The sequence below is a fragment of the Microbacterium sp. ER1 genome (genome assembly GCF_023383675.1).
Taxonomy (GTDB): Bacteria; Actinomycetota; Actinomycetes; order Actinomycetales; family Microbacteriaceae; genus Microbacterium.
In genome coordinates, this window is the sequence record NZ_QCXO01000125.1 from 1 (window position 1) to 26,139 (window position 26,139).

The following is a 26,139-nucleotide window of genomic DNA, read 5'->3' on the forward strand; positions in this document are numbered from 1 at the left end:
CCCAGGCCCCGCCCCAACACCCCCGCCGGAACAGGCGATCGCGCGGAACCAGGCGCTCCCAACCAGGAGTGCCTGATCTCCCGCGTACGCCTGAGCCCGCACAGGTGGAAAGATGGTCTCTCATGGACACGCCTGACGAGAAGCCCACCGAACGCTCCGCAGGATCCCCGACCCGTCCGCGCACCGACGCCGTCGTGACCGGGACGCACCGCCAGGCGGCGAAGGCCTCCGAGACCGCGCGCAAGATCGTCCGCGACATCACGACGGTCCCGCCGCGCAGCGTGCACCCGGCGCTGGTTCCCGGGGTGTCGGTGGAGGAGACGGGGCGCACCTACCGCACCGACCCGCTCGTGTTCGGCGTCGCCGCCGCGTTCGCCCTCGCCTTCATCGCGTGGGGCGTGTTCGCGGGGGACAACCTCGCCGGCACCACGAGCACCGTGCTCGCCTGGGTCGTGGAGTACTTCGGCTTCTTCTTCACGACCATCGCAACGATCATCCTCGTGTTCATGCTGTTCGTCGGCTTCAGTAAGTACGGGCGCATCCCGCTCGGCCGCGACGACGAAGAGCCCGAGTTCTCGATGTTCTCGTGGATCTCCATGCTCTTCGCGGCGGGCATGGGCATCGGCCTCGTGTTCTGGGGCGCGGCCGAGCCGCTGACCTTCTTCGAGAATCCGCCGCCCGGCACCGTCGAGGCGAACACCCTCGAGGCCATGCACACCGCGCAGACGCAGGTGCTCTACCACTGGGGCCCGCAGGCCTGGGCGTTCTACGCGCTCGTCGGTGGAGCCATCGCCTACGGCGCCTACCGCCGCGGCCGCACGCCGCTGATCTCGTCGATCTTCGCCCCGCTGCTCGGCGAGAACCGCACGACGGGCCCGGTCGGCCGCACGATCGACATCTTCTCCATCATCGTGACGCTGTTCGGCACGGCTGCCTCGCTGGGGCTCGGTGCGCTGCAGATCGGCCACGGCGTCGAGATCGTCAGCGGAGCCGGACCCCTCGGCAACGGCATCCTCATCGCGGTCATCGCGGTGCTCACGGCCTGCTTCATCGCGTCCGCCGTGTCGGGCGTCTCCAAGGGCATCCGGGCGCTGTCGAACATCAACGCCGTGGTCGCCATCCTGCTGGCGTTCTTCGTGTTCTTCGTCGGCCCGACGCTGCTCATCCTCAACGTGATCCCGTCGGTGGCCGTGCAGTTCCTCGGCGATCTGCCGACCATGATCGGCCGCTCCGCCTCGCAGGGTGAGGCCGCGCAGGCCTTCCTGTCGAGCTGGACGATCTTCTACTGGGCGTGGTGGATCTCCTGGTCGCCCTTCGTCGGCATGTTCATCGCGAAGATCTCGCGCGGCCGCACGCTCCGTCAGTTCGTGTCGGTCGTCATCGTCGTGCCCTCCGCGATCTCGCTCGTGTGGTTCGCGATCTTCGGCACGACGGCCATCCAGCAGCAGATGGACGGCGCAGGCCTCGTCGTCGACCCGCCGGAGGAGGTGCTGTTCGGGGTGCTGGAGAACCTGCCGTTCCCGCTCGTGACCAGCATCATCCTGATCATCCTCATCGCGATCTTCTTCATCACGGGTGCCGACTCCGCCTCGCTCGTCATGGGCACGCTTTCGCAGCAGGGCCGCCCGGAGCCGTCACGCTGGGTCGCCGTCGTCTGGGGCGTGCTGGTCGGTGTGATCGCCGCCGTGCTGCTCGTCAGCGGCGCCGAGGGGAGCGGGCTGCAGTCGCTGCAGAACGCGACGATCATCGCGGCGCTGCCGTTCGCGATCATCATGACGTTCATGATGATCGCGTTCATGAAGGATCTGCGGCGCGATCCCCTGATCCTCCGCGACCGGTATGCCCGCGCCGCCGTCCGCCACAGCGTCATGGCCGGCCTCGAGGAGTACGGCGACGACTTCGCGCTCGTGCCCGTCGAGTACGACCACTCGGAGGACGACCTCGCCTGGATCGACGAGGACACCGTCGACGACACCCTCGCCGAGGTGTACGAGGCCGCGACCGAGGCGATCGACATCATCCCGCCGGCCGAGGTGGACGCCGCCGTCGATGCGGCGATGGACGCCCCTGCCGACAAGGACTGAACGCGAGAGCTCAGGCGCTCACGCCGGATCAGGCACTCCCTCACGCATGACGCCTGAACCGGCGTGGTCGCCTGTCTCGGCGGCCGCGGTGATCCGGGCGGCCATGCCGGAGAAGATGAGCCCGTGGAAGGGCAGCACGGCGAGCCAGTACAGCCGGCCGAGGAGTCCGCGGGGGAAGAACACGGCGCGCTGCTCGTAGCGGGCGCCGTCGCCGTCGGGCACCGCGCGCAGTTCGAGCCAGGCCTCGCCCGGCACCTTCATCTCGGCGCGGAGCCGCAGCAGATGGCCCTCCTCGGTCTGCTCGACCGCCTCGACGCGCCAGAAGTCGATCGCATCGCCGACTCGGGCGGCGGTGCGGCTGCGGCGTCCGCGGCGGAGCCCCACGCCGCCGACCACGCGGTCCATGAGCCCGCGGACCGCCCAGAGCAGCGGCGACGAGTACCACCCGTTCTCGCCGCCGATCCCGAGGATGACGCGCCACAGCTCCGCGACGGATGCGCGCGTCGCGACGGAGCGCTTGTCCGTGAACACGGTGCGCCCGGCCCAGTCCGGGTCGCTCGGCAGCGGGTCGCTCGGGGCTCCGGTGACCTCGGCGTCCTGCCAGCTCGTCTCCACGGCGTCCGCATCCACCCGGCCGAGGGCCAGCGCCACGGACCGGCGATACGGCGTGAGCCCGCCCTCGGGCCGCGGGATGAGCGCGTCGACGGCGTGGTCCTTCATGATGCACTCGTTCTGCAGCGAGGCGACGAGGGGCCGGGCGATGGAACGCGGCACCGGCGTCACGAGGTTCACCCAGTGCGAGGCGAGCTCCGGGGTCAGCACCGGAAGGGCCGCGATGGCGCGCTGCCGCAGTCCGGCCTCCACCGCGTACCCGTTCATCATCTGCCCGTAGCGCAGCACATCCGGTCCGCCGATGTCGACCGCGCGGTTCACCTGGTCGTCGACCCGTGCCGCCCCGAGCAGGTAGTGCAGCACGTCGCGCACGGCGATGGGCTGGATGCGGTTGCGCACCCACTTCGGCGCCGGCATGTACGGCAGCACGTCGGTGAGGTGCCGGATCATCTCGAAGGACGCCGAACCGGAGCCGATCACCACGCCCGCCTGCAGGACGAGGGTGGGCACCCCGGACTCCAGGAAGATCTCGCCGACGTGGACCCGGGAGCGGAGGTGCGGGGAGAGCTTCACGTCGTCCGGGTGCAAGCCGCCGAGGTAGACGATCCGCCGCACCCCGGCTCGGGCGGCTGCCGTGGCGACGGTGGCCGCCGCGCGCTCGTCGCTCTCCTCGAAGCCCTTGCCGGCCGACATGGAGTGGATGAGGTAGTACACGACGTCGACGTCGTCCATCGCGGAGGCGACGGCGTGCTCGTCGTCGGCGGAGCCCTCGAAGATCTCGCACTCCTCGCCCCAGCCGAAGGAGGCGGCGCGGACGGCGTCGCGGGCGAGGACCCGGACCCGGTAGCCGGCGTTCAGCAGGCGCGGGGTCAGGCGGCCGCCGATGTACCCGGTGGCGCCGAGCACGAGGGCGCGGGGTGCGGAGCCGTCGTCGCGGGGGACCGCTCGCAGGGCGTCCTCGCGACCGGTGGGCTGGGTGAGCTCGCTCATGTTCCGAGCGTAGATCCCGGGGCCGGCACGGGGAACGGGCTTGCGCCCGCGGCATCGCACCGTCATGACACGCTCGCGAGTACCCCCGGCGACAGGGTACGGTCGTATCCGTGACCTCAATCGAATCGATTCGACGAGCCCCCGCGGACCGTGCCACCCGGCGCGCGCGCATCGCCGTCTCGGCGCTGTTCCTCACGAACGGCGCCCTGTTCGCGAACATCCTGCCGCGCTACCCCGAGATCAAGGCCGCCCTCGGCCTGGACAACCTCGGCTACGGTCTCGCGCTCGCCGCCTTCCCCGCCGGCGCGATCGCGGCCGGACTCCTGGCGGCCACGCTGATCCGTCGCTTCGGGTCGGCGCGCATCGCGGTCATCGGCACCGTGGTCACGAGCCTCGGCCTGCTGTCGGCGGCGCTGTCTCCGACCGGCGTCCTCTTCGCGATCGCGCTCTTCGTCGGCGGCGCCTCCGATGCCATCACCGATGTCGCGCAGAACGCCCACGGCCTGCGCGTGCAGCGGCGGTACGGGCGCTCGATCATCAACTCCTTCCATGCCATCTGGTCCATCGGCGCGGTGCTCGGCGGAGTGATGGCCGCGGGCGCGATCGCCCTGCAGCTCCCGCTCGCCGTCCACCTGGGGATCTCGACCGCGGTGTTCGCGACGGTCGCCCTCGTCGCCCTCCGCTTCTGCCTGCCCGGCCGCGACGACGAGGCCGAGGAGGATGCGGTGGCGGAACCCGAGGAGATCGCCTCCGCGGTCCGTCGCGGCGTTCCGGCGCGGACGGTGCTGGCCGTGATCGCCCTGACCCTCATCGCGATGGCCGGAGCCATCGCCGAAGACGCGGGCAACTCGTGGGCCACCCTCTACCTCGGCGACTCCCTGGGAGCGGCGGCAGCGGTCGCACCGCTCGGATTCATCGCCCTCGTCGGCGCGCAGTTCGTCGGGCGTCTGCTCGGCGATCCGATGACCGATCGCTTCGGGCAGCGCTGGGTGGCGCGGGTCGGCGGCCTCATCGCCGCCGTCGGGATGACGCTCGCGCTGCTCTTCCCGAGCGTGCCCGGCACGATCCTCGGGTTCGCGGCCGTGGGCTTCGGCATCGCCACCCTCATCCCCGCCGCGATGCATGCCGCCGACGAGCTCCCTCGACTGCGGCCCGGGGTCGGGCTCACCGTGGTGTCCTGGCTGCTGCGGCTCGGCTTCCTGCTGTCGCCGCCGTTCGTCGGCTGGCTGGCGGAGACGCAGAGCCTGCGCGTGGGTCTCGTGGTGGCACCGGTCGCGGCGCTCGTGGCCGTGCTGCTCGCGGGATTCCTGGACGCCCGGCGCCCGCGGAACGCGTCGGACTAGGCCGGCTCCTCCACGAGGTCGGCGCCGCCGTGCACGGCGTCCGCCTCGGCGGCCTCCTGGATCGCGGCGGTCATCCCGACGAGGAACCGCATGACGACCACGCGCTCCTCATCGGTGAGGTCGTCCACGAGGGAGAGCATCCGGCGGTGCATGGCACCGAGTGTCGCGCGCACCTCGTCGTCGCTGCTCACGGTGGGCACGACGATGCCGGCGCGGCGGTCGGTCGGGTGCGGTTCGCGGCGCGCGTGCCCGCCCTTCTCCAGCCGGTCGATGAGCGTCGTCGTCGACGCGGTGGAGATGTCGAGCATGCGCGCCAGATCGATCGGCCGCACGATGCGACCGGCCTTCTGCTCGCGCAGCAGGAACCGGAGGGCGACGAGGTCGGTCTCGTTCATGCCCATCGACGCGCGCGTCCGGGCGCGCATCGCCGTCTCGGCACTGCGGTAGCGCCGCAGCATGTTGAGCACGTCGACCGTGGTGGCGCGCTCGCTGTCGGGGTACCAGTATCCGGAGGCGTGGAACTCGCCGGTGCTGTCGGTCACGCGACCTCTCCTTCGTCGCTGGAACCGGCCTCCCGCTCGAGCATCTCCATCGCGCCGGTCTCGACCTCGGCCGGGACGATGCGCAGAAGACCGCCCGTGATCGCATCGGTCTCGGCGGCGATGATCTGCTCGATCCGGCGTCGCGAGACGGAGGGGAAGAGTTCCTCCAGGCGTGCGAGCAGATCGGCGTAGCGGATGTACGACGCCTCCTCGAGGCTCAGTGGCTCGGGCATGGCATCCTTTCGGGGGCAGGGTTCCATCATCGCACCTCCGGAAGTCCCTGGTCGCACCCGATATAGCTAGACAGCCTTACTGTCAGGTTGCCGAGGTACCATGGAGTTCGGGGAAGGAGGATCTCTGCATGGGAAACACGAGTACCGACGTCACGACCTCAGCGCTCGCTCGCGATGTCGACGACTTCCGTCGCGCCGACGCGCAGTTGAACCGCCGTCTCGCCGCCCGGCGCGAACCCAACGATACCGACCGTGCGGCGATGCACTTCATCAGCACCGCGCCCGTCGAGAAGCCCGTCACTCCCCGCGACCTCGCCACCTACCTCGGCATCAGTACGGCCGCCGTCACGAGCGTCGTGCGACGGATGTCGGAGCGGGGGCAGATCGTCGTCGCGCCGCACCCCCTGGATGCGCGGTCCAAGGTCCTCCGGCCGTCGCTCCGCGATCTGCACGGACAGGGCGACGAGCTGGCGCAGCGCGTGGCCGCCATCGAGGGTGAGTTCACCGCGGAAGAGGCGACCGTGATCTCCCGCTTCTTGCGCCGCCTGACCGACGAGCTCGGCGATCTTCCCTAATCGATTTGATTTAACTAGTTAAACTAGTAAACTATCCTCGTCCAGGTTTTCTGCCACGAGGAGAAGAACATGGGAACCCTCACCTACGCGAACCTCGCCGAGCCGATCGAGATCAACGACGAGCTGCTCGCCCACCTTCGCGCCGCCACCGTCACCAAGCTGCGGCGCAACGAGCCGTTCGCGCTCACGGTGCAGACCGGCGCCGACTGCACCGAGACGCTGTGGATCCACGCGTCCATCCCGATCCGCTTCGTCGTCGAGACGTCGGTCACCCTGCAGCGGCCGCTGCTGGCCCGTCTCATGCAGGCCGCGGGTTCGACCGGCGGACTCGACCTCACCGACCCCGAGCTCGCGCTCGATGCGGTATCGCGCGAATTGCACGCGATGTCCGCCTGATAACGGAGGGGTGCAGACCTGCCTCACCGCCTCGGGATCCTCTTCAAGGGCTCTCGGATCCCGGGCGGTGACGGCTACGGCGAGAACGGAGCGGGGGCTCTCGATCGCCGACCGCGGCATCCGGCCGCCGGGATTCGGGTTCCCGGCAGCCGGATGCCGTTTCTTCGTCAGAGGGCGGTGTAGCCGCCGTCGACCAGGTGGTAGCTGCCGGTGATGAAGCTCGCGGCGTCGCTCGCGAGGAACACCACGAGGTTCGCGACCTCCTCCGCCTGGCCGAGACGCCCGATCGGGTGCTTCGACACGAGGAAGTCCTTCGCCTCGTCGCCCATGTTCGCCAGGAGCGGGGTGTCGATGAAGCCGGGGCCGACCGAGTTCACTCGGACGCCCTGAGCCGAGTACTCGAGGGCGGCGGTCTTCGTCATGCCGACGACGCCGTGCTTGGCGGTGACGTAGGCGGGGGAGCCGGCGAAGCCGACGCTGCCGAGGATCGAGGCGATGTTCACGACCGAGCCGCCGCCGTTGGCGAGGATCGACGGGATCTGCGCCTTCATGTTGCGGAATACGGCGTTGAGGTTGATGGCGATCACCTTGTCCCACGCGTCTTCCTCGTAGTCCGCGGTGGGCGCGGTGGCGCCGCCGATGCCGGCGTTGTTGACGCCGATGCGGAGCGGGGCGAGCGAGTTGGCGAGCTCGACCGACGAGGCGATCCAGGCCGGGTCCGTCGCGTCGCCGACCGACGCCTCCGCGGTACCGCCAGCGGCGCGGATCTCCTCGACGACCGCGTTCGCGTGCTCCGCGTTCAGGTCGTTGACCACCACCGCCGCGCCGTTCTGCGCCAGCAGCAGGGCGACCGCGCGGCCGATGCCGCTGCCCGCTCCTGTCACGATCGCCGAGCGGTTCGAGACGTCGTACTGAGCCACTTTCGGGCTCCCTCCCGGGCGGGCGCGGTGCCGGGAGATCTTCTCGGACGGTCCGTCCTTCCCTCCAGCCTACGCCCGGAATACCGGTGTGGATTCATGTGAATGGAAATGTTCAGCGGGCTAGCTGCGCTGTGGGGACCGTCTGCCCCGGGGAAAAACTCTTGACACGCTCGCGACGCGGGTCTAACGTACAACCAAATGGTTGCACAAATGGAGTTGAGCGAAGCGGAGGTCGACCGTGTGTTCCACGCACTGGCGACGTCGACCCGGCGGGACATCCTGCGCCGGACGATCGAGCGGGAGCAGTCCGTCTCGACCCTCGCCTCCGAGTACGAGATGTCGTTCGCCGCGGTCCAGAAGCACGTGGCCGTGCTCGAGGCGGCGAACCTCATCGTCAAGCGCGCCGAGGGACGCGAGCGGCTCGTCCGCGCGAACCCCGAGATGATCGCCCGCGCCAGGGCGCTCCTCGCCCGATACGAAGAGCTGTGGCGGTCGCGCATCGCCCGGCTCGACGATCTCCTGGCCGAGCCCTCCCCGCCCGCGGGGGAGCGACCGGCCTCCACCGACCCCACCAGCAGTCAACGCAACGAATCGCAAGGAGACTGACATGCCTGTCACGGACATCATCACGGATGCCGAGAACCTCACCATGACCGTCGTCGCCGACCTCGCCGCGCCCGTCGAGCGCGTCTGGGCCGCCTACACCGACCCGCAGCAGCTCGAGCGGTTCTGGGGTCCTCCCGGGTGGCCGGCCACCTTCACCCGGTGGGACCACACCGTCGGCGGGCGAGCCGTCTACACGATGAACGGTCCCCGCGGGGAGAAGGCCTCCGGCACGTGGGAGTTCCTGGAGATCGACGCGCCGCGCAGCTTCACGGTGCTCGACTCGTTCGCCGACGAGGAGGGCACGCCGGATGCGAACCTCCCCTCCATGCGCATGACCTTCACGTTCGAGCCGACGGCCGAGGGCACGCGCATGGTCAACACGAGCCACTTCACGTCTGCCGAGGCGCTCGAGCAGGTCGTCGCGATGGGCGCCGTGGAGGGCACCCGGATGGCCATGGCCCAGCTCGACGCCGTGCTGCAGGACCTCCGCGACTACGCACAGGGCAAGGGCACGCGGGTGGAGCTGCTCGACGACACGCACGTGCGTATCACCCGCCTCGTCGAGGGTCCGCGCGAGCTGGTGTGGCGCGCCCACTTCGAGCCCGACCTCATCCGGCAGTGGATGCTCGGCCCGGACGGGTGGGAGATGACCGAGTGCGTGTCGGCGACCGAGGTCGGCCAGTCGTACCGGAACTCCTGGGCGCCTGTGGGCGACACGGAGGGTGAGCCGTTCGGATTCGAGGGGGAGGCGCTGCTGATCGACGCCCCGAAGCGCGCCGTCACCACCGAACGGATGCAGGGCATGCCGACCGAGACGCTCAACGACCTCAACCTCTACGAGGAGGACGGCGCGACCCTCGTCACGGTGCTCATCGAGTACCCCGACAAGGAGACGCGGGACATGATCCTCGCCACCGGCATGGCCGACGGCATGGAGGCCTCGTTCGCGCGACTGGAGCGGGAGCTGCTGTCCGTCTGACACCCAGGCACGCGCGCCGGAACAGGCGGTTCTCGTGGAGAGCCGCCTGTTCCGGCGCTTCTGCCTGCGCGAAAGCGGGATAAAGTGGCGGCACGATGAGGATCACGCGCCGTACCCTGCTCCTCGGCGCCGGAGCCGGTGCCGTCTCGGTGCTTCTCGCCTCCTGCACCCCGGAGCCGGAACCGACGCCGACCCCCACCCGCACGCGCGAACCGGAGCCGCCGCCCGGTGTCCCTGCCCCGAGCGGGAGCGTCCGCAGCACCTGGACCACCGACCCCTTCGCCCGGGGTGCCGCGAGCTTCACTCCCGTGGGGGTGCTTGCCGCGACCCGTGCGGCACTCGCGCAGCCCGTCGACGACCGGCTCTTCTTCGCCGGCGAGGCGACCGACGACGAGGCGCCGGGTACCGTCCGGGGAGCCCTGCGCTCGGGCCGCCGTGCCGCGCGGGAGCTCACCGTCGCCGCCGAGGACGGCGAGCGGGTGGCCGTGATCGGCGCCGGGATCGCCGGAGCGACCGCCGCCGCGCAACTCGCGGAGGACGGCCTGCAGGTGACGGTGTTCGAAGCGCGCGACCGCGTCGGCGGCCGGATCCTCTCCCGCGCGGAGGACGACTGGCCGGTTCCGGTGCAGCTCGGCGCGTGGCTGTTCGGCGAGGCCGACGCGGAGCTGCTCGAGACGATCGACGAGGGGGACATGGACCTCGTCGACCTCGACGGGGCGCGGTGGCGCTCGGCCGAGGGCGATGTCGACCCCGTGGATCCGCAGCCGGTGGAGGCCGCGGTGACCACGGCGCAGTCCGCCCCGCAGGACTCCTCGGTGGCGGACGCCCTGGTGGCAGCCGGCATCGACCCGGAGGATCCCGCGACCGCCGCGCTCCTCGCGCTCCTCGCCGCACGGACCGGCGCGGACGCCGTCGACCTGTCGAGCTGGTTCGCCCCGCCACTCCCGGACGCGGCGCTGCAGGGGGTCGGCGACGACCTGACCCCGTTCATCGAGAGCACCCTGGACGGGGTGAAAGTGGGGCTCAGCTCGCCGGTCACGCGCCTCGCGTGGGACGACACCGGGGTGAGTGTGCGCCTCGGCACCGGGGAGGCCCTCTCCTTCGACCGGGTGCTGCTGACGGTGCCGCTCGGGGTGCTGCAGGAGCAGGCCATCGAGTTCGATCCGCCGCTGCCGTTCGACAACCGCGGCGCCGTCTCCGCGCTCGGGATGGGCGCCATCGAGACGGTGTGGCTGCGATGGGACGAGCCGTTCTGGGACGGTGACGAGGCGATCTGGCACGCGGTCGGCGACGACATCGCGATCCCTACGTGGATCAACCTCCGCCCCTCGACCGGCGAGAACGTGCTCGTCGGGATCGTGGGCGGTGCGGCGGCCCGGGACTTCGCGGAGCTCGGGGACGCGGAGGCCGTCGAGGCGGCACTCGCTTCGCTGGCGCTCTACGCCTGAACCGGCTCGCGCGCGGCCTCGGCCGGGGCGCGGTCCTCGGGAGGAGGCTCGGCAGGAGCGCGGTCCCACGGGTCCGGCAGGCGGCTGATGAGCACGAGCGCGGTCGCCACGGCGGCGAACACGGCCAGCGCGATCGCGCAGGAGACGGTGAACTCGACGGGACCGCTCACCTGCCGCGGGTCGAGGAAGTAGTACGGGTACCAGCCGATCAACGGTCCGCGGATGAGCGTCGCGACGCCCCACAGCACCGGGTAGGCCAGGGTCACCGGGATCACGCGCCACGGCACCGCCCGATGCCCCGGGGCCAGGGCCCAGGCCGCGACGGTCACCGCGGGCAGCCAGAAGTGCAGCACCTGATCCGACCACGGCACGTCGATGCGGATCCCCCGGACTCCGGCCTGCCAGACGAGGATCGCGAACACGAGTCCCGCCGTGATTGTCCAGGTGAGCACGAGGGCGAGCGCCACCGTGAGCCACCGCGGGTCGCGGGCTCTCCTCAGCGCGAGGACTCCGGCGACGGTGAGGAGGACGACGAAGGCGATGTTCGACTGGTTCGTCAGGTACGCGAAGAAGTTCTGGCTCGCGATGGTGTTCGACGCGAGTCCCCACGCGAGGCGGTGGATCAGCGCGACGAGGCAGACGGCGGCGGCGGTGAGCCGGAGCAGGCCGAAGACGGTGCGCCTGCTCACCGTCGCCTCGTCCTTTCCGCCATCCGCCGAGTCTACGGAGCCGACCCGGGGTGACGCCGCATCAGGCCGCCGCACGGGTTCAGGCGTGGCTGGGGGTGGGGGCCTGTTCTCGCGCGAAGGCCTGCTCTCGCGGGGTGGGTCAGCGGCGCGGAGCGCGCGTCGACCACAGGGCCAGCGCGATGAGCGCCGGCTGGAAGAACAGACGCACGAAGCGCTTCATGTCGGTGTCGAGGCCGAAGCCGTCGCGATGATGCATCCACTGCGCCACATTGCCCGGGAAGACCGCGGCGAAGAAGAGCGCGGCGACGGTGCCGACCGTGCGACGGCGGCGTCGGGCGAAGAGGAGAGCGGAGCCGAGCGCGACCTCGGCGACGCCGGACGCGAGCACCGTGGTGTCGGGATCGAGCGGCAGCGATTCCGGCACCTGCGCCTGGAATTCCTCGCGGGCGAACGTGAGGTGGGAGACGCCGGCGAACACGAGCGAGGCGCCGAGGAAGATCCGGCCGATGGTGCGGGGAGTCGACATGGTGCGAGTGTACGCCTCGGGGTCTCCGTCAGATCAGGCGGCGAAGTGCTTCTTCGAGGGTGATGCCCTGCGCTTCGGCGCGGTCCCGGAGGCGCGCGTGCTCGTCGGGCGACAGCGGCAGCTCGATCACGATGGGGTCGTCCTGCGCGAGGTCGAGTCCGTCGAGGAGGTCGGAGGTCTCGGCCCACAGCGGCGCGGCGAACTCCGCCTCCGCGACGGGGATCGAGGTGCGAGACGGGGCTGCCGTCGAGGAGGAGGCCGGGGCTTCGGCAGCGGCGGCGGCGACCGGGGCGGACGCGGCGACGGCGGCTCCGGCATCGGTCGCGCGGGTGAACCCGGGGCCTCGACGCGGCTCCTGCTTCTGCTGATAGGCCTTGGCGGCGGCGTTCGCGCGCTCGTCGGCGGCTTCGTTCAGCGGGTGCCCGGCGTGGCCCTTGACCCAGGAGAACTCGACATCGCGACCGCGCAGGGCCTCGTCGATCCCCTCGAGGAGGTCGCGGTTCAGCACGGGCCCGCCGTCGGACTTCCGCCACCCGCGGCGCTTCCAGCCCGGCATCCACTTCGTCACGGAGTCGATGACGTAGCGGCTGTCGCACTCGATCAGCAGCTTCTCGTCGGTGCCGGCCGTCGCCCGGAGCAGTTCGAGGACGGCGCGGAGCTCGCCCTGGTTGTTCGTGCCGTGCGGGGAGCCGCCGGCCGCCCAGTTCGCGTCGTCGATGTACCAGGCCCAGCCGTTCGGGCCGGGGTTGCCCAGGGCGGAGCCGTCTGCGGCGGCGGTGATGGTCATCCGTCCACCGTATCGCTGGCCGCGGACGCACTTTCGCGCCGCGGTCGCACGGATTCGGGCGGAACCTGCGACGGGAGTGCGAAACAGCGACGGCGCGGTGTCAGTCCTCGGGGTCGGCGTTCTCGGTGCTCGCGGCCTCGGGGGCGGGTGGGGCGACGGGGAACACGATGGAGCTCACCGAGGACGGGGTGTCGAGGCCGAGGGCCAGCGGGTCGACCGTCGGCGCGGCGTCGAGCGTGTCTGCGGCCGAGGTCTCGAGAGGTTCAGAGGGGAGTCCCCACTGCTTCTCTTCTTCCTCCGGTCGCTGCTGGAAGAGTCCCATGCCTCCATTGTCACCCCCGGGCGGCGTGGGGTCGCAGTTTCGCACCGAGGTCGCAGGGATCCGGCGGCATCCTGCGACGGGAGTGCGAATCTCCGACCGCGGCTCAATCCGCGCGCGCCGCCTCCCGCACCGCATCGATGAGCGTGCGCCACGGACCGTCCACGGCGGAGTCGGGCAGCTCCCGCTCCCGGCGCTCGGACGGGGTGCGGGCGCGGATGCTCCAGACGAACTGATCGGCTCCGGGCGGGGTGTCGACGTCGTCGTCCCAGGGGCAGCTGTCGATGAGGCCGATCCATTCCTCGGCGTCCGGCGGCTCGGCCTCCACACGCCACTGGCGACGGATGCCGGCGAGACCTCCCGAGCGCACGACGGCGATGACGACGGGGGCGTCAGGCGGCGTCGGGTCCTCGGTCACCCTCATAGACTCCCACGGTTGTCCACGCGCGTCGAGCGGCGGCGACCGTCTCCTGATCGACCGTGGCTGCTGCGGCGACCGTGGCATCGGCGAACTCGGTGAAGGTCGCGGTGCTCGACAGCCCGCCGGTGAGTGCCCGGTACCAGACCGTGCCGGCGCGCTCCCAGGCGTTGCCGCCGAGGTCGAGGGCGAAGAGGGCGAAGGCGCGGTTCGGGATGCCGGAGTTGATGTGCACGCCCCCGTTGTCCTCGGTGGTGCGCACGAATCCGCTCATGTGGTCCGGCTGCGGGTCTTTCCCGAGTTCATCGTCGTCGTAGGCCGTGCCCGGCGCGATCATGGAGCGCAGGGCTGAGCCCTCCACCGCATCCGTGAAGATCTCCGCCCCGATGAGCCAGCTCGCCTGGTCGGCGGACTGCCCCAGGGCGTACTGCTCGGTGAGGGCGCCGAACACGTCGGCCACGGACTCGTTCAGTGCGCCCGGCTGGCCCTGATACTCCAGGTTCGCCGTGTGCTGCACGACACCGTGGGCGAGCTCATGCCCGATCACGGTGAGCGAGCCGGTGAAGTGCTGGAACACCTCGCCGTCGCCGTCGCCGAACACCATGCGCTCGCCGTCCCAGAACGCGTTGTCGTAGTCGACGCCGTAGTGGACGGTCGCGTCGAGAGGAGCGCCGGCGTCGTCGAGCGAGTTGCGGCCGAACGCGGAGAGCAGCATCTCGAACGTCGCGCCCAGGCCGTCGAACGCCTCGTTGACGGCGGTGTCGGCGACGGGCTCATCGTCTTCCGTGCGGACCACGGCCCCCGGGAGCTGCTGGGTGTTGCCGGCGTCGCTGATCGTGCGGTTCGGCGCATCGGAGAGCTGCGCGACGAGGTCGCCGTTCTCGTCGATGGAGAGGTCGATGCGGGCGCGGAACGGCGGGCGCCCCGCGGTGAGCGTCTGTCGGGCGGCGGCGGCGGCCTTCGGGAACCGACCCGACTCCGCCAGACGGGCGAGCAGGTAGGAGGGGATGACGCCGGGATGCGGGGAGGATTCTGCGCTGCTCATGCGTCGACCCTACGCCGGGGCGCGGACACAGCAGGAGACCCCCAGGACGGTCGCGTAAAATCGGCCTAATGACCGACGCGCCCGACGCCACCCCCGACCTGGGCCCCGGCATCGACCCCGACGACCTCGCCACGACGCTGCGCGTCCTCGCCGAGCTGCACACCATCGACAACGAGCACCCCGACTTCGTGGCCGTGCGCCACGCGACGGCAGCCATGTTCAAGGCCGTCAAGCGCGTGCGGCGCAAGGAGATCCGGGATGCGATCGCCGAGGCGGACAAGGCCGTCGTCGCCCGCACCGCCACCGGCGCCCCCGACCGCATCGACGACGAGACGCGCGGGCACGACCTCGCGTCCCGTGTGATCGACGCCCCCATCGCCGGCGAGCTCCTCAAGCCGCGCAACTGCTACATCTGCAAGCAGCCGTACACGCTCGTCGACGCGTTCTACCACCAGCTCTGCCCGGACTGCGCCCGCTTCAGCCACGGCAAGCGCACCGCCCGCACCGACCTCACCGGAAAGCGAGCGCTGCTCACGGGCGGCCGCGCGAAGATCGGCATGCACATCGCGCTGCGCCTCCTCCGCGACGGTGCGCACACCACGATCACCACCCGGTTCCCGCGTGACGCCGTGCGGCGGTTCTCGGCCCTCCCGGACGCGGGCGACTGGCTGCACCGGCTGCGCGTGGTCGGCATCGACCTCCGCGACCCCGCCCAGGTGATCGGGCTCGCCGACTCGGTCGCCGCGCAGGGCCCGCTCGACATCCTCATCAACAACGCCGCCCAGACGGTCCGCCGCTCACCGGGGGCGTACTCGCTGCTCGCCGACGCGGAGCTCCAGCCGCTGCCGGACGGCCCGCTGCCGGAGATGGAGACCTTCGGGCACACCGTCGACCCGCACCCGCAGGCGCTGCAGGCCTCGGTCGACGCGCATCCGCTGCTGTCGGTCGCGGCGCTCGGCGGCACGGTCGCGGAGCAGGGGGGACAGGCGCTCACGGCCGAAGACCTCGCGCGGCTCGCGATGGCCCCCGGCTCCTCCTCGCTCGAGAAGCACGCGGACGGCACGGCGATCGATGCGGGCGGCCTCGTGCCGGACGTGAACCGCGTCAACAGCTGGGTGCAGTCCGTGGATCAGGTCGATCCGCTGGAGATGCTCGAGGTGCAGCTCGCCAACACGACCGCGCCGTTCCTGCTCATCAGCCGGCTGCGGGCGTCGATGGCCGCGTCGTCGTCGCGCCGGAAGTACGTCGTGAACGTCTCCGCCATGGAGGGACAGTTCTCTCGCCGTTACAAGGGCCCGGGCCACCCGCACACCAACATGGCGAAGGCCGCGCTGAACATGCTGACCCGCACGAGCGCGGGGGAGATGCTGGAGAAGGACGGCATCCTCATGACCGCCGTCGACACCGGCTGGATCACCGACGAGCGCCCGCACTACACGAAGGTGCGCCTCGCGGAGGAGGGCTTCCACGCCCCGCTCGACCTGGTCGACGGCGCCGCCCGGGTGTACGACCCCATCGTGCGCGGCGAGGCCGGCGAGGACATCCACGGCGTCTTCCTCAAGGACTACGAGCCCAGCCCCTGGTGACGCCCGTTCGAATCGCCTGAATGGTTCCATCCGGAGCCGAAAAGGGGCCAAACGGGCGATTCGAAAACCGTCAGCCGGGGTAGGGGTGGGGGAACCAGACCGTCACGATGAGGCCTCCGCCGGTGCGGGGTGTCAGCACGAGGGTGCCGCCGTGGGTCTGCGTGATGCGCTGCACGATCGCGAGACCGAGGCCCACCCCGGCGTGCTCCGGCCCGCGCGTGCGCTCGGTGCCGCGCTGGAAGGGCTCGACGAGCGTCGCGACCTGGGAGGCGTGCAGCTCCGCACCGGTGTTCTCCACGACGAGGGCCACCGCATGCGGCAGGGAATGCGTGCGCACCGCGACGGAACCCCCGCCGTCGCTGCGGTTGTGGACGATCGCGTTGGCGACGAGGTTCATGACGAGCTGCGGCAGCAGGGCGGAGGAGCCGAGCACGGTCGCCGGCACGCCGGACACCTCCACCTCGACCCCGCGGCGGTCGGCGAGCGGCAGGAGGGCCTCGACGGATTCCTCTGCCAGGAGCGACAGGTCGACGAGCGTCCGCGGGAACGTGCGCTGATCCGCCCTGCTCAGCAGCAGCAGCGCCTCGGTGAGGTCGATCGCGCGCGTGTTGACCTCGTGGAGCCGGTCGATCAGGGCGTCGACGTCGCGGTCGGGATCGGTGCGGGCCACGTCGAGGAGGGTCTGCGAGATGGCCAAGGGGGTCCGCAGCTCGTGCGAGGCGTTCGCGGCAAAGCGCTGCTGCTCGGCGACGTGCGCCTCCAGCTGCTCGAGCATCGTGTCGAAGACGTCGGCGAGGTCGCGGAACTCGTCGCTCGGGCCCTCCATGCGGATCCGGTGCGACAGGGAGCCCTGCGCCGCGAGCCGTGCGGCGTCGCCGATGCGGTCGAGAGGCGCCAGCATCCGTCCGGCGAGCAGCCAGCCGCCGCCGAGACCGATCGCGAGCAGGGCGACCATCACCATCGCGGCGACGGGTACGAACGCCCGGATCAGATCCGAGCGGTTGGGGACGAAGAACTCGACGACGGGGATCTGCACATCCGGCACGTAGCGCAGGAGATAGAGCGCCACGGCGCCGAGCAGCAGGAGCCCGGAGACGACGACGATGCCCGCGTAGCTCAGGGTCAGCTTGAGGCGGACGCTGAGGCCGCGCCGCCTAGGCATCCGCGTCGGCCCCGATGCGGTAGCCGACGCCGGGCACCGTGAGGATCAGCCACGGCTCGCCGAGGCGCTTGCGCAGCGAGGACACGGTGATGCGGACGGCGTTCGTGAACGGGTCGGCGTTCTCGTCCCACGCCCGCTCCAGCAGCTCCTCGGCGCTGACCACCCCGCCCTCGGCATCGACGAGCACCTCCAGTACGGCGAACTGCTTCCGGGTGAGGGCGACGTACCGGCCGTCGCGGTAGACCTCGCGGCGGAAGGGGTCCAGGCGCAGCCCGGCGAGTTCCAGCACCGGTGGCCGCGCGCGCTGTCGGCGGCGGTCGAGGGCACGCAGCCGCAGCACCAGCTCCCGCAGCTCGAACGGCTTGGTGAGGTAGTCGTCGGCGCCGAGCTCGAACCCGGAGGCCTTGTCGTCGAGGCGGTCGGCGGCCGTGAGCATGAGGATGGGGATGCCGCTGCCCGAGGCGACGATCCACCGCGCGATGTCGTCTCCGGACGGGCCCGGCACGTCGCGGTCGAGGATCGCGATGTCGTACGCGTTGATGCTCAGGAGCTCGAGCGCGGTGTCGCCGTCGCCGGCGATGTCGGCCGCGATCGCCTCCAGTCGCAGCCCGTCGCGGACCGCCTCGGCGAGGTAGGGCTCGTCCTCGACGATCAGCACACGCATGGCAGCGATCCTACGCAGTGCGGCATATCGCCGGTGTATGGAAAAGGCCATACGCCGTGGCAACCGAGGGCTCTCTTCACTGGAATCATGAACGACCTCCGCACCCCCCGAGCCGTCCGTGCCCGGCGCTGTCGGCGGATCGCCACCACGGCCTCCGTGCTGGCGCTCGCCGTGGTCGCCGCCGTCGCCGTGCAGCAGTCGCTGTCGGCCGCGTTCGCCGAGACCGCCCCGATCGTCACGCCCGCCACCACCGGTTCCGATTCCGAGCCGCACACGCCGACCGGATCGGTGCTCGCCCCGAGCGAGGCCGACGGCGTGATCCGCGACGGCGACCAGCCCACGGTGTTCGATGTCGACAGGGTCGCCGTCGGCAACCTCGACCCCGCGCTGCTTGACGCCCTCCAGCGCGCCGCCTCCGATGCGGAGGCCGACGGGGTGACGTTCCTCGTGAACAGCGGATGGCGTTCGGCGGCCCTGCAGGAGCAGCTGCTCCGCGAGGCCATCGACGACTACGGCTCGGAGGAGGAGGCGCGCCGCTGGGTGGCGACCGCGGAGACCTCGGCGCACGTCTCCGGCGACGCGGTCGACCTCGGTCCCCTGCCCACTCTCGACTGGCTTACGCAGCGCGGATGGCGCTACGGCCTCTGCCAGACCTACGGCAACGAGTCCTGGCACTACGAGCTGCGACCGGAGGCCGTCGAGGACGGGTGCCCCGCACAGTACGCCGACCCCACCGAAGACCCGAGGATGCAGCGATGACGGCCGTGCTCGCGGAGGGGATGACCCTGTCCCGCCTCGACGCACCGACACTATCCACCCTTCCGGCCGCCGTGACCGAGAACCTCCGCCGCGTGCGGGAGGCCGCCGCGGTACCCGTCATGGCCGTGGTCAAGGCCGACGCGTACGGTCATGGCATGGTGGCCGTGGCGACCGTCGCCGTGGCTGCGGGGGCCGAGTGGCTCGGGGTCACCGACGTCGCCGAGGGGGTCGCGCTGCGCGAGGCCGGACTGCGCGTGCCGATCCTCGCCTGGCTGCACCCCGCGGGCATCGACGCGCCGCGCGCGGCCGCCGCCGGGGTCGACGTGGCCGTGGGCTCCGTCGACGAGCTGCGTCAGCTCGCGGCCGATGCCGCCGCTTCGGTGCGTGTGCATCTGCATCTCGACACCGGGATGGCGCGGGGAGGGTGCCCCGTGGAGGACTGGGATGCGCTGCTGCGCACGGCGCGCGCGGCCCGCGGCCGGATCGAGGTCGTCGGGGTGATGGGGCACCTCCCCCGCGCCGACGCCGCGGATCCGCGGGCGAACGCGGCCGCGGTGCTGCGGATGCGCCAGGGGAGGGACGCGGTCCTGCGCGCCGGCTTCGGACCGCTGCTCGTGCATCTCGCGGCGACCTCGGGCGCCCTGACCGATCCCGCGACGCACTTCGACATGGTGCGCGTGGGGGCCGCGCTCGTGGGGATCGACCCGTCCGAGACGGTCTCTCTGGTCGGGGCTTCGCGTTTCACCGCACCCGTCGTGCACAGCGCCGCGGTGCCGGCCGGCACCGTCGTGGGCTATGGCGGGACGCACACGACGGCGGTGGCCACGCACCTGAGCGTGGTCGGCGTCGGATACGCCGACGGGGTCCCGCGGGAGATCGCGCCGGGCGCGGGGGTGGAGATCGGAGGGGAACGGCACCCGATCGTCGGCCGGGTGTCGATGGATCAGATCGTCGTCGACACCGGGGGGAGGGCGTTCCCCCGAGGAGCGGTCGCGACGGTGTTCGGGCCGGACGGCGGCGCGGTGCCGTCGGTGCAGGAGTGGGCGCGGTGGGCGGGCACCATCCCGCACACCATCGTCACGGGCATCGGCCCGCGGGTGAAGAGGAGCGTGGCATGACGATGAAGGTCCTGGTCATCGGAGGGGGACAGAATCCCGAGCACGAGGTGTCGCTCGCCTCGGCGGCGGCGGTCGCCGCGGCGCTGCGGTTGGGGGGACACACCGTCACGACCGTGACGATCGACCGCGACGGCGTGTGGCGGGCCGACGGCATCCCGCCCGGCGTGAGCCCGGCGTCGTCGTTGCAGCAGGCCCTGCCGCTGCTCGCGGCGAGCGACGTCGTGTTCCCCGCGGTCCACGGTGCGCTCGGGGAGGACGGCGCCCTCGCGGCGCTGTGCGCGCTCGCCGGGGTGCCGGTCGTCGGCTCCGCGCTGGGGGCGGGCGCGATCGGCATGGACAAGTGGGCCACGAAGCTCGTGGCCCAGGCTGTCGGGCTGCGCACCGCCCGGGGGCGGCTCGTCGCCGCGGAGGACATCGGCGACGTGGAGTTCGAGGGCGCCGTCGTGGTCAAGCCGGTGACGGCCGGCTCGAGCCACGGCGTGAGCCTGGTGACGGAGGAGGGCGACCTGCTCACCGCGCTGCGGGGGGCGGCGCGCTTCGACCGGCGGATCCTGGTCGAAGAGGTCGTGCATGCACGGGAGATCGACGTCGCCGTGCTGCGGGAGAAGGGCGGGGTGCGGTGGGCCGCCCCGCCCCTGGAGATCCACGCGCCCGGGCTCTTCGACACCGCGACCAAGTACGACGGCACGGCCCGGTTCACGGTTCCCGCGCAGCTCGATGCGGCCGCCACGACGGCGCTCAAACGCGCCGCGATCGCGATGTTCGACGCCCTGGGGTGCGATGGGGTCGCCCGGATGGACTTCTTCCTCACGGACGAGGGGCCGGTGCTCAACGAGGTCAACACGATGCCGGGGCTGACCGCCGCCTCCCAGGTGCCGCGGATGTTCGCGGCGGCCGGGGTGGACTACGTCGACCTCGTGGGCCGGCTCGTGCGCGCGGCTGTGTGAGAGGGGGTCGACAGGGCGCCTGCGGAGGCGGATGCTGGGGACATGGCAGCCTTCACAGCGGAGAACGCGTTCAGCGGTTTCAGCGTCGACGACATCGACGCGGCGAGAGAGTTCTACGGCACGACCCTCGGGCTCGACGTCGAGGTCAACGCGATGGGGTTCCTCGACCTGCGTCTGCCCCGCGGCGGGTCGGTCCTCGTCTACGCGAAGCCGAACCACACCCCGGCGAGCTTCACGATCCTGAACTTCCCGGTGGCGGACGTCGATGCCGCCGTCGAGGAGCTCAACGAGCGCGGGGTGCAGACCAAGATCTACGGCGACGACGAGTTCCCGTCGGACTCCCGCGGCATCGTCAGGGGGAACGGGCAGGGACCGGACATCGCGTGGTTCCGCGACCCGGCGGGCAACGTGCTCGCCGTCATGCAGGCCTGACGGGGCACGCCTCGCTCACAGCCGGTCGACCGCCGTCACCGTGACGACCGCCTCGCCGGCCTCGTCCGACGCGGCGAGGTCGACGGTGGCGCTGATGCCCCAGTCGTGGTCGCCGGCCGGGTCGTCGATGATCTGCCGCGCCGTCCACGCGGTCGGACCCTCGGTGAGCAGCAGCATGCGGGAGCTCCGGGCGTCCGGTCCGGTGCCGATGTCGTCGTGCTCGGCGAAGTACGCGTCCAGCGCGTCGGACCAGGCGGCGGCGCCGAACGTCGGGTCGAGCTCGGCCAGGGCGTCCACGTCCTCCCGGGCGGCGAGCTGCACCCGCCGGAAGAGCTCGTTGCGGACGAGCGTGCGGAAGGCGCGGGTGTTGCTCGTGAGGCGCTTCGGTGCGGGCGGCACGATCGGCTCGTCGGTCTCGCCGCGGGCCGCGGTCCCGGCGGTCAGCTCGCTCCATTCGTCGAGCAGGCTGGAGTCGATCTGGCGCACGAGCTCGCCGAGCCAGGCGATCAGGTCGTGGAGGTCCTCGTCCTTCCGCTCCTCGGGGATCGTCTGGGAGGCGGCGCGATACGCGTCCGACAGGTACCGCAGCACGACGCCCTCGGAGCGGGCGATCTTGTAGAACGCGACGTACTCGCCGAACGACATGGCCCGCTCGTACATGTCGCGGACGACGGACTTCGGGTGCAGCGCGAAGTCCCGGATCCACGGCTGCGCCGCGCTGAAGGTCTCGAAGGCCGCGTCGAGGAGCTCCTCCAGGGGCTTCGGGTAGGTGATCGCCTCGAGGAGCTCCATGCGCTCGTCGTACTCGATGCCCTCGCGCTTCATCGCGGCGACCGCCTCGCCCCGCGCGAGGAACTCCTGCTGGCTGAGCACAGCGCGCGGATCGTCGAGCGTCGCCTCGACGATCGAGATCATGTCGAGCGCGTACGACCCCGTCCCAACCCCCTGGTCCCCCGAGCCCGCCTGGTCTCCCGAACGCGCCTGGGTCCCTGAGCCTGTCGAAGGGTCCAGCAGGTCGAACGCCGCGAGGGCGAACGGCGAGAGCGGCTGGTTGAGCGCGAAGTTCGGCTGCAGGTCGACCGTGAGCCGGACGCCCTTCGGTGCTCCGGGCACTCCCGTGTCGAACGTCTCCACGACGCCGGATTCCCGGAGCGTGCGGAAGATCGCGAGGGCGCGGAGGGCGAGCGCGCGCTGCCGGGTGCGCGGCTCGTGGTTGTCGAAGACGAGCCGGCGGACGTTCCCGAACACATCCCCGCCCCGGGCGATGACGTTGAGCAGCATCGCGCTGGTGATCTGCATGTGCGAGGTCAGCGTCTCCGGCGTCGCGTCGATGAGCTTCCGGAACGACGGCTCGCCCCACGACACGAAGCCGTCCGGGGCCTTCTTGCGGATGATCTTCCGCTTCTTCTTCGGGTCGTCGCCGGCCTTGCGGATCGCGGCGAGGTTCTCGGTCTCGTGCTCCGGGGCCTGGGCGACGACGGTGCCCGCGGTGTCGTAGCCCGCGCGTCCGGCCCGGCCCGCGATCTGATGGAACTCCCGCGCGTTGAGCTGCCGCATTCGCGTGCCGTCGAACTTCGTCAGTGCGGTGAGCAGCACGGTCCGGATAGGGACGTTGATGCCCACGCCGAGCGTGTCGGTGCCGCAGATGACGCGGAGGAGACCGCGCTGGGCGAGCTGCTCCACGAGTCGGCGGTACTTCGGCAGCATGCCCGCGTGGTGCACGCCGATGCCGGCCCGGAGGAAGCGGGAGAGCGTCTTGCCGAACGCTGTCGTGAAGCGGAAGCCGCCGATGAGGGCGGCGATCTCGTCGCGCTGCTCACGCGTGGCGACCTTCGTGCTCGACAGGGCCTGCGCCCGCTCCATGGCCGCCGCCTGAGAGAAGTGCACGATGTAGATCGGTGCCTGCCCGGTGTTGAGCAGGTCGTCGATGGTCTCGTGGATGGGCGTCGTCTCGTAGAAGAAGTGCAGGGGGACCGGGCGCTCGACCCCCGTGACCGAGGCGGTCTCGCGTCCGGTGCGGCGCGTGAGGTCGGCGGCGAGGGTGGTGACGTCGCCGAGGGTGGCCGACATCAGCACGAACTGCGCCTGCGGGAGTTCGAGGAGCGGCACCTGCCAGGCCCACCCGCGGTCCGGGTCGCCGTAGAAGTGGAACTCGTCCATGACGACGAGGCCGACGTCGGCGGCATCGCCCTGGCGCAGGGCCAGGTTGGCGAGGATCTCCGCGGTGCAGCAGATGATGGGGGCATCGGCGTTCACGGCGGAGTCTCCCGTGACCATCCCCACGTTCTCGGCGCCGAACACCTCCGCCAGCGCGAAGAACTTCTCGCTCACGAGGGCCTTGATCGGTGCCGTGTAGTAGCTCCGGTGCCCGCGGACCATCGCCGCGAAGTGGGCGCCGACCGCGACGAGCGACTTCCCGGTGCCGGTCGGCGTGGACAGGATGACGTTCGCTCCGGAGACGAGTTCGATGAGCGCCTCGTCCTGCGCGGGGTAGAGGCGGATGCCGGTCGACTCCGCCCACTCCACGAACGCCAGGTAGACCGCATCGGGGTCCGCCGCGTCGGGAACGAGAGAGGGTTCGAGCCGCGGCGTGGGATTCATGGTGCTTCGATCATCCCATCTGCGTCATGTCGCCGATCCCGTGACCCCGAGCGCGGTGAGCAGCTCGTACGCCGTGGAGCGCGCGTGCACGATCACGGTGCCGAGCTGCGACGAGGAGGCCGACACCGAGAGCAGGAGCTGGCCGTACGGCGCGAGGATGAAGCTCAGCAGCGCCATCTGGTTCTCGCCGATGGACAGCGACACGATGGCCGACAGCGTTGGCTCCGTCCCTCCCGCGATGATCTCGGCCTCGGCCCGCGCGACCCCGAACAGCGAGCCGTTCATCGCCGCGAGCTGCTCGCCGCCGTCGGGGTCGACTCCGAGCGAGGCGATGTGGAGGCCGTCCGCGGTGCCGAGGACGGCGGTCGTCAGCTCCGGGAAGCGCTCCTCCAACTGCTGCAGACGGGTCTGGGCCGACGGGCCGACGATCCGCGACCACAGCGCCCAGTTGCCGGCGACGTCGGGGTGCATGCGGGACGGATCGGGCGTCGCGGCGGCGTCCTGCCGCCCGGCGGGTCCGGTCATGGCTTCTCCTCCGGAAGATCGAGAGCGGCACCGGCGACGCGCATCACGCTGTCGCGGTCGCGCGCGTCGGCCGCGAGGACGCGGGAGACGGGGATGCCGTGTCGAGCGAGCACGGGGGCGAGATCGTGGCGGATGTCGCCGATCGCGTGCCCTGCCGCGTGGCTGACGGCGATCACGATCCGATGCTCGTCTCCGGAGAACACGTCCAGCCACTCCTCGGCGTCGGCGGCGAGGGTGTCGTGGTCCGCGCGCAGCCAGAGCAGCACCCGAGTGCCCGGCATCGAGACCCGCTGCCGGGCGGACGCGAAGCGCTCCTGCCCCGGGATGCCGACGAGCGCGATGGAGACCTCGGGCGTGGGCCGCCACGTCCCGTAGTCGAGGCCGACGGTCGTCGTCGTCTTCCCGTCGCCGCCCGCGAGCGACATCGGCACGTCGGTGTCCACCGGCGGGACATCGCTCAGGGCGCGGACCGCGGTCGTCTTGCCCGCGCCCACCGGACCGGCGAAGATCACGCGGTACCGCTGAGGCAGGTCGGTCCGTCGCCGACGCGGGCGCCTCATTGTCCGCTCCGCGGGACCGCTCTTCCGCTGTCGCCCTCTCCCGAGGCCGCTCCCCACGGCCCCATGGATCACGCGCCGAGGGCGGCGACCCGGCGGTTCACCGAGGAGCGCAGCAGGGCGAGGTTCGTGGCCTGGCGATCGGCGGCCAGGTAGATGAACAGGTCGTCGTCGAGCATCTTGAGCAGGTGCAGCTGCGTGTTCAGCGTCAGCAGCATGTCCTCGAGCTCACCCTCGATGCCAAGGGCGTCGATCGTGCGCTTCTTGTTCTTCACGATCTCGCTGTTGAACGCGCTGGCGACCTCGAGGTCGAAGTCCGGGCGGACGGAGCTCGAGGCGAGCGGCAGTCCCGATTCGAGGTCGACGATCGACGCTCCGATGAATCCGTTGATGTCGCGTTCGATGTCCGCCAGCAGCGCGTTGAGCTGATCTTGCGTGGCCATGGTTCTCCCCAGTCGTCTTCGTCGCGCGCAGCAGCGACCGCCCTGTGCGGTCGTCCCCGGCGCCGCGCGACCTGTGAAGTGTATAACGTTACTCGACGAGGAGGCCAGTCTCAGACCGAGGTCGCCGCGCGGAGGGCGATGCGCACCATGTCCCCGAACGTCTGCTCGCGCTCCTGGGCCGTGGTCTCCTCGCCGGTGACGATGTGGTCGCTGACCGTGCAGATCGCAAGGGCGCGGCGTCCGTGGAACGCGGCGAGCGTGTAGAGGCCCGCCGCCTCCATCTCGACGCCGAGGATGCCGTGCTGCACGAAGGGCGCGGTGAGCTCCGGCCGCGTGCTGTAGAACTGATCGCTCGAGAACAGCGGCCCCACGTGCACCGTGGACGACAGGGGCTCCGTCTCGCTCGCCTCCACCGCGGCGCGCAGCAGGGCGAAGTCGGCGAGGGGAGCGTAGTCGAGGCCGTGGAAGCGCACGCGGTTGATCCCGGAGTCGGTGCTCGCGCCGTTGGCGATGATGATGTCGCGCACCGCGAGCTTCTCGGTCAGCGCGCCGCACGACCCCACCCGGACGATCGTCTGCACGTCGTACTGGGTGAACAGCTCCGTCGCGTAGATCGCCATCGACGGCTGCCCCATCCCCGAGCCCTGGACGGAGATCCGATGCCCCTCCCAGGTGCCGGTGAAGCCCAGCATCCCGCGCGTCTCGGAGTACAGCTCGGCGTCGTCGAGGAAGGTCTCGGCGATCCACCTCGCCCGCAGCGGGTCGCCGGGGAACAGCACGATGGGGGCGATCTGACCGGGTTCCGCGGCGATGTGGGTGCTCATCCGCTCAGC

29 protein-coding genes are annotated in these 26,139 nt (G+C 71.2%); 12 read left to right on the forward strand and 17 right to left on the reverse strand.

Features of this window, described 5'->3' with window-relative positions:
* Positions 1–122: 122 nt before the first annotated feature.
* Positions 123–2,084, forward strand: coding sequence for a BCCT family transporter (locus BV453_RS03925; RefSeq protein ID WP_085604552.1), 1,962 nt, complete (start codon positions 123–125; stop codon positions 2,082–2,084).
* An 18-nt stretch (positions 2,085–2,102) separates the two neighbouring features.
* Here the strand turns inward: BV453_RS03925 and BV453_RS03930 are convergent, their stop codons facing one another.
* On the reverse strand, positions 2,103–3,686 hold the full coding sequence (locus BV453_RS03930) for an SDR family oxidoreductase (RefSeq protein ID WP_249520931.1): 1,584 nt from the start codon (positions 3,684–3,686) through the stop codon (positions 2,103–2,105).
* A gap of 119 nt (positions 3,687–3,805) precedes the next feature.
* On the opposite strand from BV453_RS03930, the gene BV453_RS03935 reads away from it, so the two are divergent.
* The gene (locus tag BV453_RS03935) at positions 3,806–5,029 is read left to right on the forward strand and encodes an MFS transporter (protein WP_249520966.1); all 1,224 of its coding nucleotides are present in this window, start codon (positions 3,806–3,808) and stop codon (positions 5,027–5,029) included.
* Here the strand turns inward: BV453_RS03935 and BV453_RS03940 are convergent.
* Together BV453_RS03940 and BV453_RS03945 are read right to left on the reverse strand one after the other, a co-directional pair.
* Positions 5,026–5,571, reverse strand: coding sequence for a MarR family winged helix-turn-helix transcriptional regulator (locus tag BV453_RS03940; protein ID WP_025104061.1), 546 nt, complete (start codon positions 5,569–5,571; stop codon positions 5,026–5,028). The genes BV453_RS03935 and BV453_RS03940 overlap by 4 nt on opposite strands.
* Entirely contained in the window at positions 5,568–5,804 is a 237-nt protein-coding gene (locus BV453_RS03945; RefSeq protein WP_025104060.1) for a hypothetical protein, read from the reverse strand. The genes BV453_RS03940 and BV453_RS03945 overlap by 4 nt, the downstream gene beginning before the upstream one ends.
* 128 nt (positions 5,805–5,932) lie before the next feature.
* Between BV453_RS03945 and BV453_RS03950 the strand changes: the two genes are divergently transcribed.
* Together BV453_RS03950 and BV453_RS03955 are read left to right on the forward strand one after the other, a co-directional pair.
* Positions 5,933–6,379, forward strand: a complete 447-nt coding sequence (locus BV453_RS03950) for a MarR family winged helix-turn-helix transcriptional regulator (protein WP_085604560.1) — start codon at positions 5,933–5,935, stop codon at positions 6,377–6,379.
* 69 nt (positions 6,380–6,448) lie between these two features.
* Positions 6,449–6,775 (forward strand): hypothetical protein, encoded by a 327-nt coding sequence (locus BV453_RS03955; RefSeq protein WP_085604563.1) that lies wholly within the window; start codon positions 6,449–6,451, stop codon positions 6,773–6,775.
* Positions 6,776–6,942: 167 nt separating this feature from the next.
* Here BV453_RS03955 and BV453_RS03960 read toward each other — a convergent pair whose 3' ends face one another.
* Entirely contained in the window at positions 6,943–7,695 is a 753-nt protein-coding gene (locus tag BV453_RS03960; RefSeq protein ID WP_062633228.1) for an SDR family NAD(P)-dependent oxidoreductase, read from the reverse strand.
* 210 nt (positions 7,696–7,905) lie between these two features.
* Between BV453_RS03960 and BV453_RS03965 the strand changes: the two genes are divergently transcribed.
* The 3 genes from BV453_RS03965 (at position 7,906) to BV453_RS03975 (ending at position 10,728) form a co-directional block, all read left to right on the forward strand.
* The gene (locus BV453_RS03965; protein ID WP_238695624.1) at positions 7,906–8,301 is read left to right on the forward strand and encodes a metalloregulator ArsR/SmtB family transcription factor; all 396 of its coding nucleotides are present in this window, start codon (positions 7,906–7,908) and stop codon (positions 8,299–8,301) included.
* 1 nt (position 8,302) lies between these two features.
* Positions 8,303–9,280 carry an SRPBCC family protein gene (locus tag BV453_RS03970; protein ID WP_126893745.1) on the forward strand — a complete coding sequence of 326 codons (978 nt, stop codon included), beginning with the start codon at positions 8,303–8,305 and terminating at the stop codon, positions 9,278–9,280.
* A gap of 95 nt (positions 9,281–9,375) precedes the next feature.
* Entirely contained in the window at positions 9,376–10,728 is a 1,353-nt protein-coding gene (locus BV453_RS03975) for an FAD-dependent oxidoreductase (RefSeq protein ID WP_249520932.1), read from the forward strand.
* On the opposite strand, the gene BV453_RS03980 is transcribed toward BV453_RS03975, so the two are convergent.
* The 6 genes from BV453_RS03980 to BV453_RS04005 all read right to left on the reverse strand — a co-directional run bounded on the left by BV453_RS03980 (position 10,719) and on the right by BV453_RS04005 (position 14,512).
* Positions 10,719–11,417 (reverse strand): Pr6Pr family membrane protein, encoded by a 699-nt coding sequence (locus BV453_RS03980; protein ID WP_029989453.1) that lies wholly within the window; start codon positions 11,415–11,417, stop codon positions 10,719–10,721. The genes BV453_RS03975 and BV453_RS03980 overlap by 10 nt on opposite strands.
* Positions 11,418–11,556: 139 nt before the next feature.
* Positions 11,557–11,943, reverse strand: coding sequence for a DoxX family membrane protein (locus BV453_RS03985; RefSeq protein ID WP_025104051.1), 387 nt, complete (start codon positions 11,941–11,943; stop codon positions 11,557–11,559).
* 28 nt (positions 11,944–11,971) lie between these two features.
* Positions 11,972–12,730: a ribonuclease H gene (locus BV453_RS03990; protein WP_249520933.1), complete on the reverse strand. Its 759-nt coding sequence runs from the start codon at positions 12,728–12,730 to the stop codon at positions 11,972–11,974.
* 100 nt (positions 12,731–12,830) lie between these two features.
* Complete coding sequence (locus BV453_RS03995) at positions 12,831–13,052, reverse strand: hypothetical protein (RefSeq protein ID WP_085604611.1); 222 nt, start codon at positions 13,050–13,052, stop codon at positions 12,831–12,833.
* 103 nt (positions 13,053–13,155) lie between these two features.
* Positions 13,156–13,467, reverse strand: a complete 312-nt coding sequence (locus BV453_RS04000; protein ID WP_249520934.1) for a protealysin inhibitor emfourin — start codon at positions 13,465–13,467, stop codon at positions 13,156–13,158.
* A complete protein-coding gene (locus BV453_RS04005; protein ID WP_249520935.1) occupies positions 13,442–14,512 on the reverse strand; it encodes a M4 family metallopeptidase in 1,071 nt (356 codons plus the stop codon). Before BV453_RS04005 ends, BV453_RS04000 begins: the two co-directional genes overlap by 26 nt.
* 68 nt (positions 14,513–14,580) lie before the next feature.
* Here BV453_RS04005 and BV453_RS04010 point away from each other — a divergent pair, with 68 nt between their 5' ends.
* Complete coding sequence (locus BV453_RS04010) at positions 14,581–16,098, forward strand: SDR family oxidoreductase (protein WP_025104046.1); 1,518 nt, start codon at positions 14,581–14,583, stop codon at positions 16,096–16,098.
* 70 nt (positions 16,099–16,168) lie between these two features.
* Here BV453_RS04010 and BV453_RS04015 read toward each other — a convergent pair whose 3' ends face one another.
* Positions 16,169–17,260 (reverse strand): HAMP domain-containing sensor histidine kinase, encoded by a 1,092-nt coding sequence (locus BV453_RS04015; protein WP_025104045.1) that lies wholly within the window; start codon positions 17,258–17,260, stop codon positions 16,169–16,171.
* Complete coding sequence (locus BV453_RS04020; protein WP_126893752.1) at positions 17,253–17,924, reverse strand: response regulator transcription factor; 672 nt, start codon at positions 17,922–17,924, stop codon at positions 17,253–17,255. The genes BV453_RS04015 and BV453_RS04020 overlap by 8 nt, the downstream gene beginning before the upstream one ends.
* Before the next feature lie 87 nt (positions 17,925–18,011).
* Between BV453_RS04020 and BV453_RS04025 the strand changes: the two genes are divergently transcribed.
* From BV453_RS04025 to BV453_RS04040, 4 genes are read left to right on the forward strand one after another with little or no spacing between them, the layout of a single operon-like run.
* Positions 18,012–18,683 (forward strand): M15 family metallopeptidase, encoded by a 672-nt coding sequence (locus tag BV453_RS04025; RefSeq protein WP_249520936.1) that lies wholly within the window; start codon positions 18,012–18,014, stop codon positions 18,681–18,683.
* Positions 18,680–19,801 carry an alanine racemase gene (gene alr / locus BV453_RS04030; RefSeq protein WP_249520937.1) on the forward strand — a complete coding sequence of 374 codons (1,122 nt, stop codon included), beginning with the start codon at positions 18,680–18,682 and terminating at the stop codon, positions 19,799–19,801. The genes BV453_RS04025 and alr overlap by 4 nt, the downstream gene beginning before the upstream one ends.
* Positions 19,798–20,748: a D-alanine--D-alanine ligase gene (locus BV453_RS04035; RefSeq protein WP_085604629.1), complete on the forward strand. Its 951-nt coding sequence runs from the start codon at positions 19,798–19,800 to the stop codon at positions 20,746–20,748. Before alr ends, BV453_RS04035 begins: the two co-directional genes overlap by 4 nt.
* 42 nt (positions 20,749–20,790) lie before the next feature.
* Positions 20,791–21,180, forward strand: a complete 390-nt coding sequence (locus BV453_RS04040; protein WP_025104040.1) for a VOC family protein — start codon at positions 20,791–20,793, stop codon at positions 21,178–21,180.
* Positions 21,181–21,195: 15 nt separating this feature from the next.
* Here BV453_RS04040 and BV453_RS04045 read toward each other — a convergent pair whose 3' ends face one another.
* From BV453_RS04045 to deoD, 5 genes are all read right to left on the reverse strand, one after another.
* Positions 21,196–23,781, reverse strand: coding sequence for an RNA helicase (locus BV453_RS04045; RefSeq protein ID WP_249520938.1), 2,586 nt, complete (start codon positions 23,779–23,781; stop codon positions 21,196–21,198).
* A 24-nt stretch (positions 23,782–23,805) separates the two neighbouring features.
* The gene (locus tag BV453_RS04050; protein WP_060923396.1) at positions 23,806–24,306 is read right to left on the reverse strand and encodes a hypothetical protein; all 501 of its coding nucleotides are present in this window, start codon (positions 24,304–24,306) and stop codon (positions 23,806–23,808) included.
* On the reverse strand, positions 24,303–24,866 hold the full coding sequence (locus tag BV453_RS04055; RefSeq protein WP_249520939.1) for an ATP/GTP-binding protein: 564 nt from the start codon (positions 24,864–24,866) through the stop codon (positions 24,303–24,305). The genes BV453_RS04050 and BV453_RS04055 overlap by 4 nt, the downstream gene beginning before the upstream one ends.
* 68 nt (positions 24,867–24,934) lie before the next feature.
* On the reverse strand, positions 24,935–25,306 hold the full coding sequence (locus BV453_RS04060; RefSeq protein WP_025104036.1) for a hypothetical protein: 372 nt from the start codon (positions 25,304–25,306) through the stop codon (positions 24,935–24,937).
* A 110-nt stretch (positions 25,307–25,416) separates the two neighbouring features.
* Entirely contained in the window at positions 25,417–26,130 is a 714-nt protein-coding gene (gene deoD, locus BV453_RS04065) for a purine-nucleoside phosphorylase (protein WP_249520940.1), read from the reverse strand.
* Positions 26,131–26,139: the final 9 nt, after the last annotated feature.

Coding starts and splice junctions, on each gene's coding strand:
- BV453_RS03970 (WP_126893745.1), top strand. CDS start 8,303: ATGCCTGTCACGGACATCATCACGGATGCCGAGAACCTCACCATGACC.
- BV453_RS04005 (WP_249520935.1), bottom strand. CDS start 14,512: ATGAGCAGCGCAGAATCCTCCCCGCATCCCGGCGTCATCCCCTCCTAC.
- BV453_RS03975 (WP_249520932.1), top strand. CDS start 9,376: ATGAGGATCACGCGCCGTACCCTGCTCCTCGGCGCCGGAGCCGGTGCC.
- BV453_RS04010 (WP_025104046.1), top strand. CDS start 14,581: ATGACCGACGCGCCCGACGCCACCCCCGACCTGGGCCCCGGCATCGAC.
- BV453_RS03925 (WP_085604552.1), top strand. CDS start 123: ATGGACACGCCTGACGAGAAGCCCACCGAACGCTCCGCAGGATCCCCG.
- BV453_RS04055 (WP_249520939.1), bottom strand. CDS start 24,866: ATGAGGCGCCCGCGTCGGCGACGGACCGACCTGCCTCAGCGGTACCGC.
- BV453_RS03950 (WP_085604560.1), top strand. CDS start 5,933: ATGGGAAACACGAGTACCGACGTCACGACCTCAGCGCTCGCTCGCGAT.
- BV453_RS04025 (WP_249520936.1), top strand. CDS start 18,012: ATGAACGACCTCCGCACCCCCCGAGCCGTCCGTGCCCGGCGCTGTCGG.
- BV453_RS04045 (WP_249520938.1), bottom strand. CDS start 23,781: ATGAATCCCACGCCGCGGCTCGAACCCTCTCTCGTTCCCGACGCGGCG.
- BV453_RS03945 (WP_025104060.1), bottom strand. CDS start 5,804: ATGCCCGAGCCACTGAGCCTCGAGGAGGCGTCGTACATCCGCTACGCC.
- BV453_RS03990 (WP_249520933.1), bottom strand. CDS start 12,730: ATGACCATCACCGCCGCCGCAGACGGCTCCGCCCTGGGCAACCCCGGC.
- BV453_RS03930 (WP_249520931.1), bottom strand. CDS start 3,686: ATGAGCGAGCTCACCCAGCCCACCGGTCGCGAGGACGCCCTGCGAGCG.
- BV453_RS04050 (WP_060923396.1), bottom strand. CDS start 24,306: ATGACCGGACCCGCCGGGCGGCAGGACGCCGCCGCGACGCCCGATCCG.
- BV453_RS03955 (WP_085604563.1), top strand. CDS start 6,449: ATGGGAACCCTCACCTACGCGAACCTCGCCGAGCCGATCGAGATCAAC.
- BV453_RS04015 (WP_025104045.1), bottom strand. CDS start 17,260: ATGCCTAGGCGGCGCGGCCTCAGCGTCCGCCTCAAGCTGACCCTGAGC.
- BV453_RS03995 (WP_085604611.1), bottom strand. CDS start 13,052: ATGGGACTCTTCCAGCAGCGACCGGAGGAAGAAGAGAAGCAGTGGGGA.
- BV453_RS04035 (WP_085604629.1), top strand. CDS start 19,798: ATGACGATGAAGGTCCTGGTCATCGGAGGGGGACAGAATCCCGAGCAC.
- BV453_RS03965 (WP_238695624.1), top strand. CDS start 7,906: ATGGAGTTGAGCGAAGCGGAGGTCGACCGTGTGTTCCACGCACTGGCG.
- BV453_RS04040 (WP_025104040.1), top strand. CDS start 20,791: ATGGCAGCCTTCACAGCGGAGAACGCGTTCAGCGGTTTCAGCGTCGAC.
- BV453_RS04020 (WP_126893752.1), bottom strand. CDS start 17,924: ATGCGTGTGCTGATCGTCGAGGACGAGCCCTACCTCGCCGAGGCGGTC.
- BV453_RS04060 (WP_025104036.1), bottom strand. CDS start 25,306: ATGGCCACGCAAGATCAGCTCAACGCGCTGCTGGCGGACATCGAACGC.
- alr (WP_249520937.1), top strand. CDS start 18,680: ATGACGGCCGTGCTCGCGGAGGGGATGACCCTGTCCCGCCTCGACGCA.
- BV453_RS03985 (WP_025104051.1), bottom strand. CDS start 11,943: ATGTCGACTCCCCGCACCATCGGCCGGATCTTCCTCGGCGCCTCGCTC.
- deoD (WP_249520940.1), bottom strand. CDS start 26,130: ATGAGCACCCACATCGCCGCGGAACCCGGTCAGATCGCCCCCATCGTG.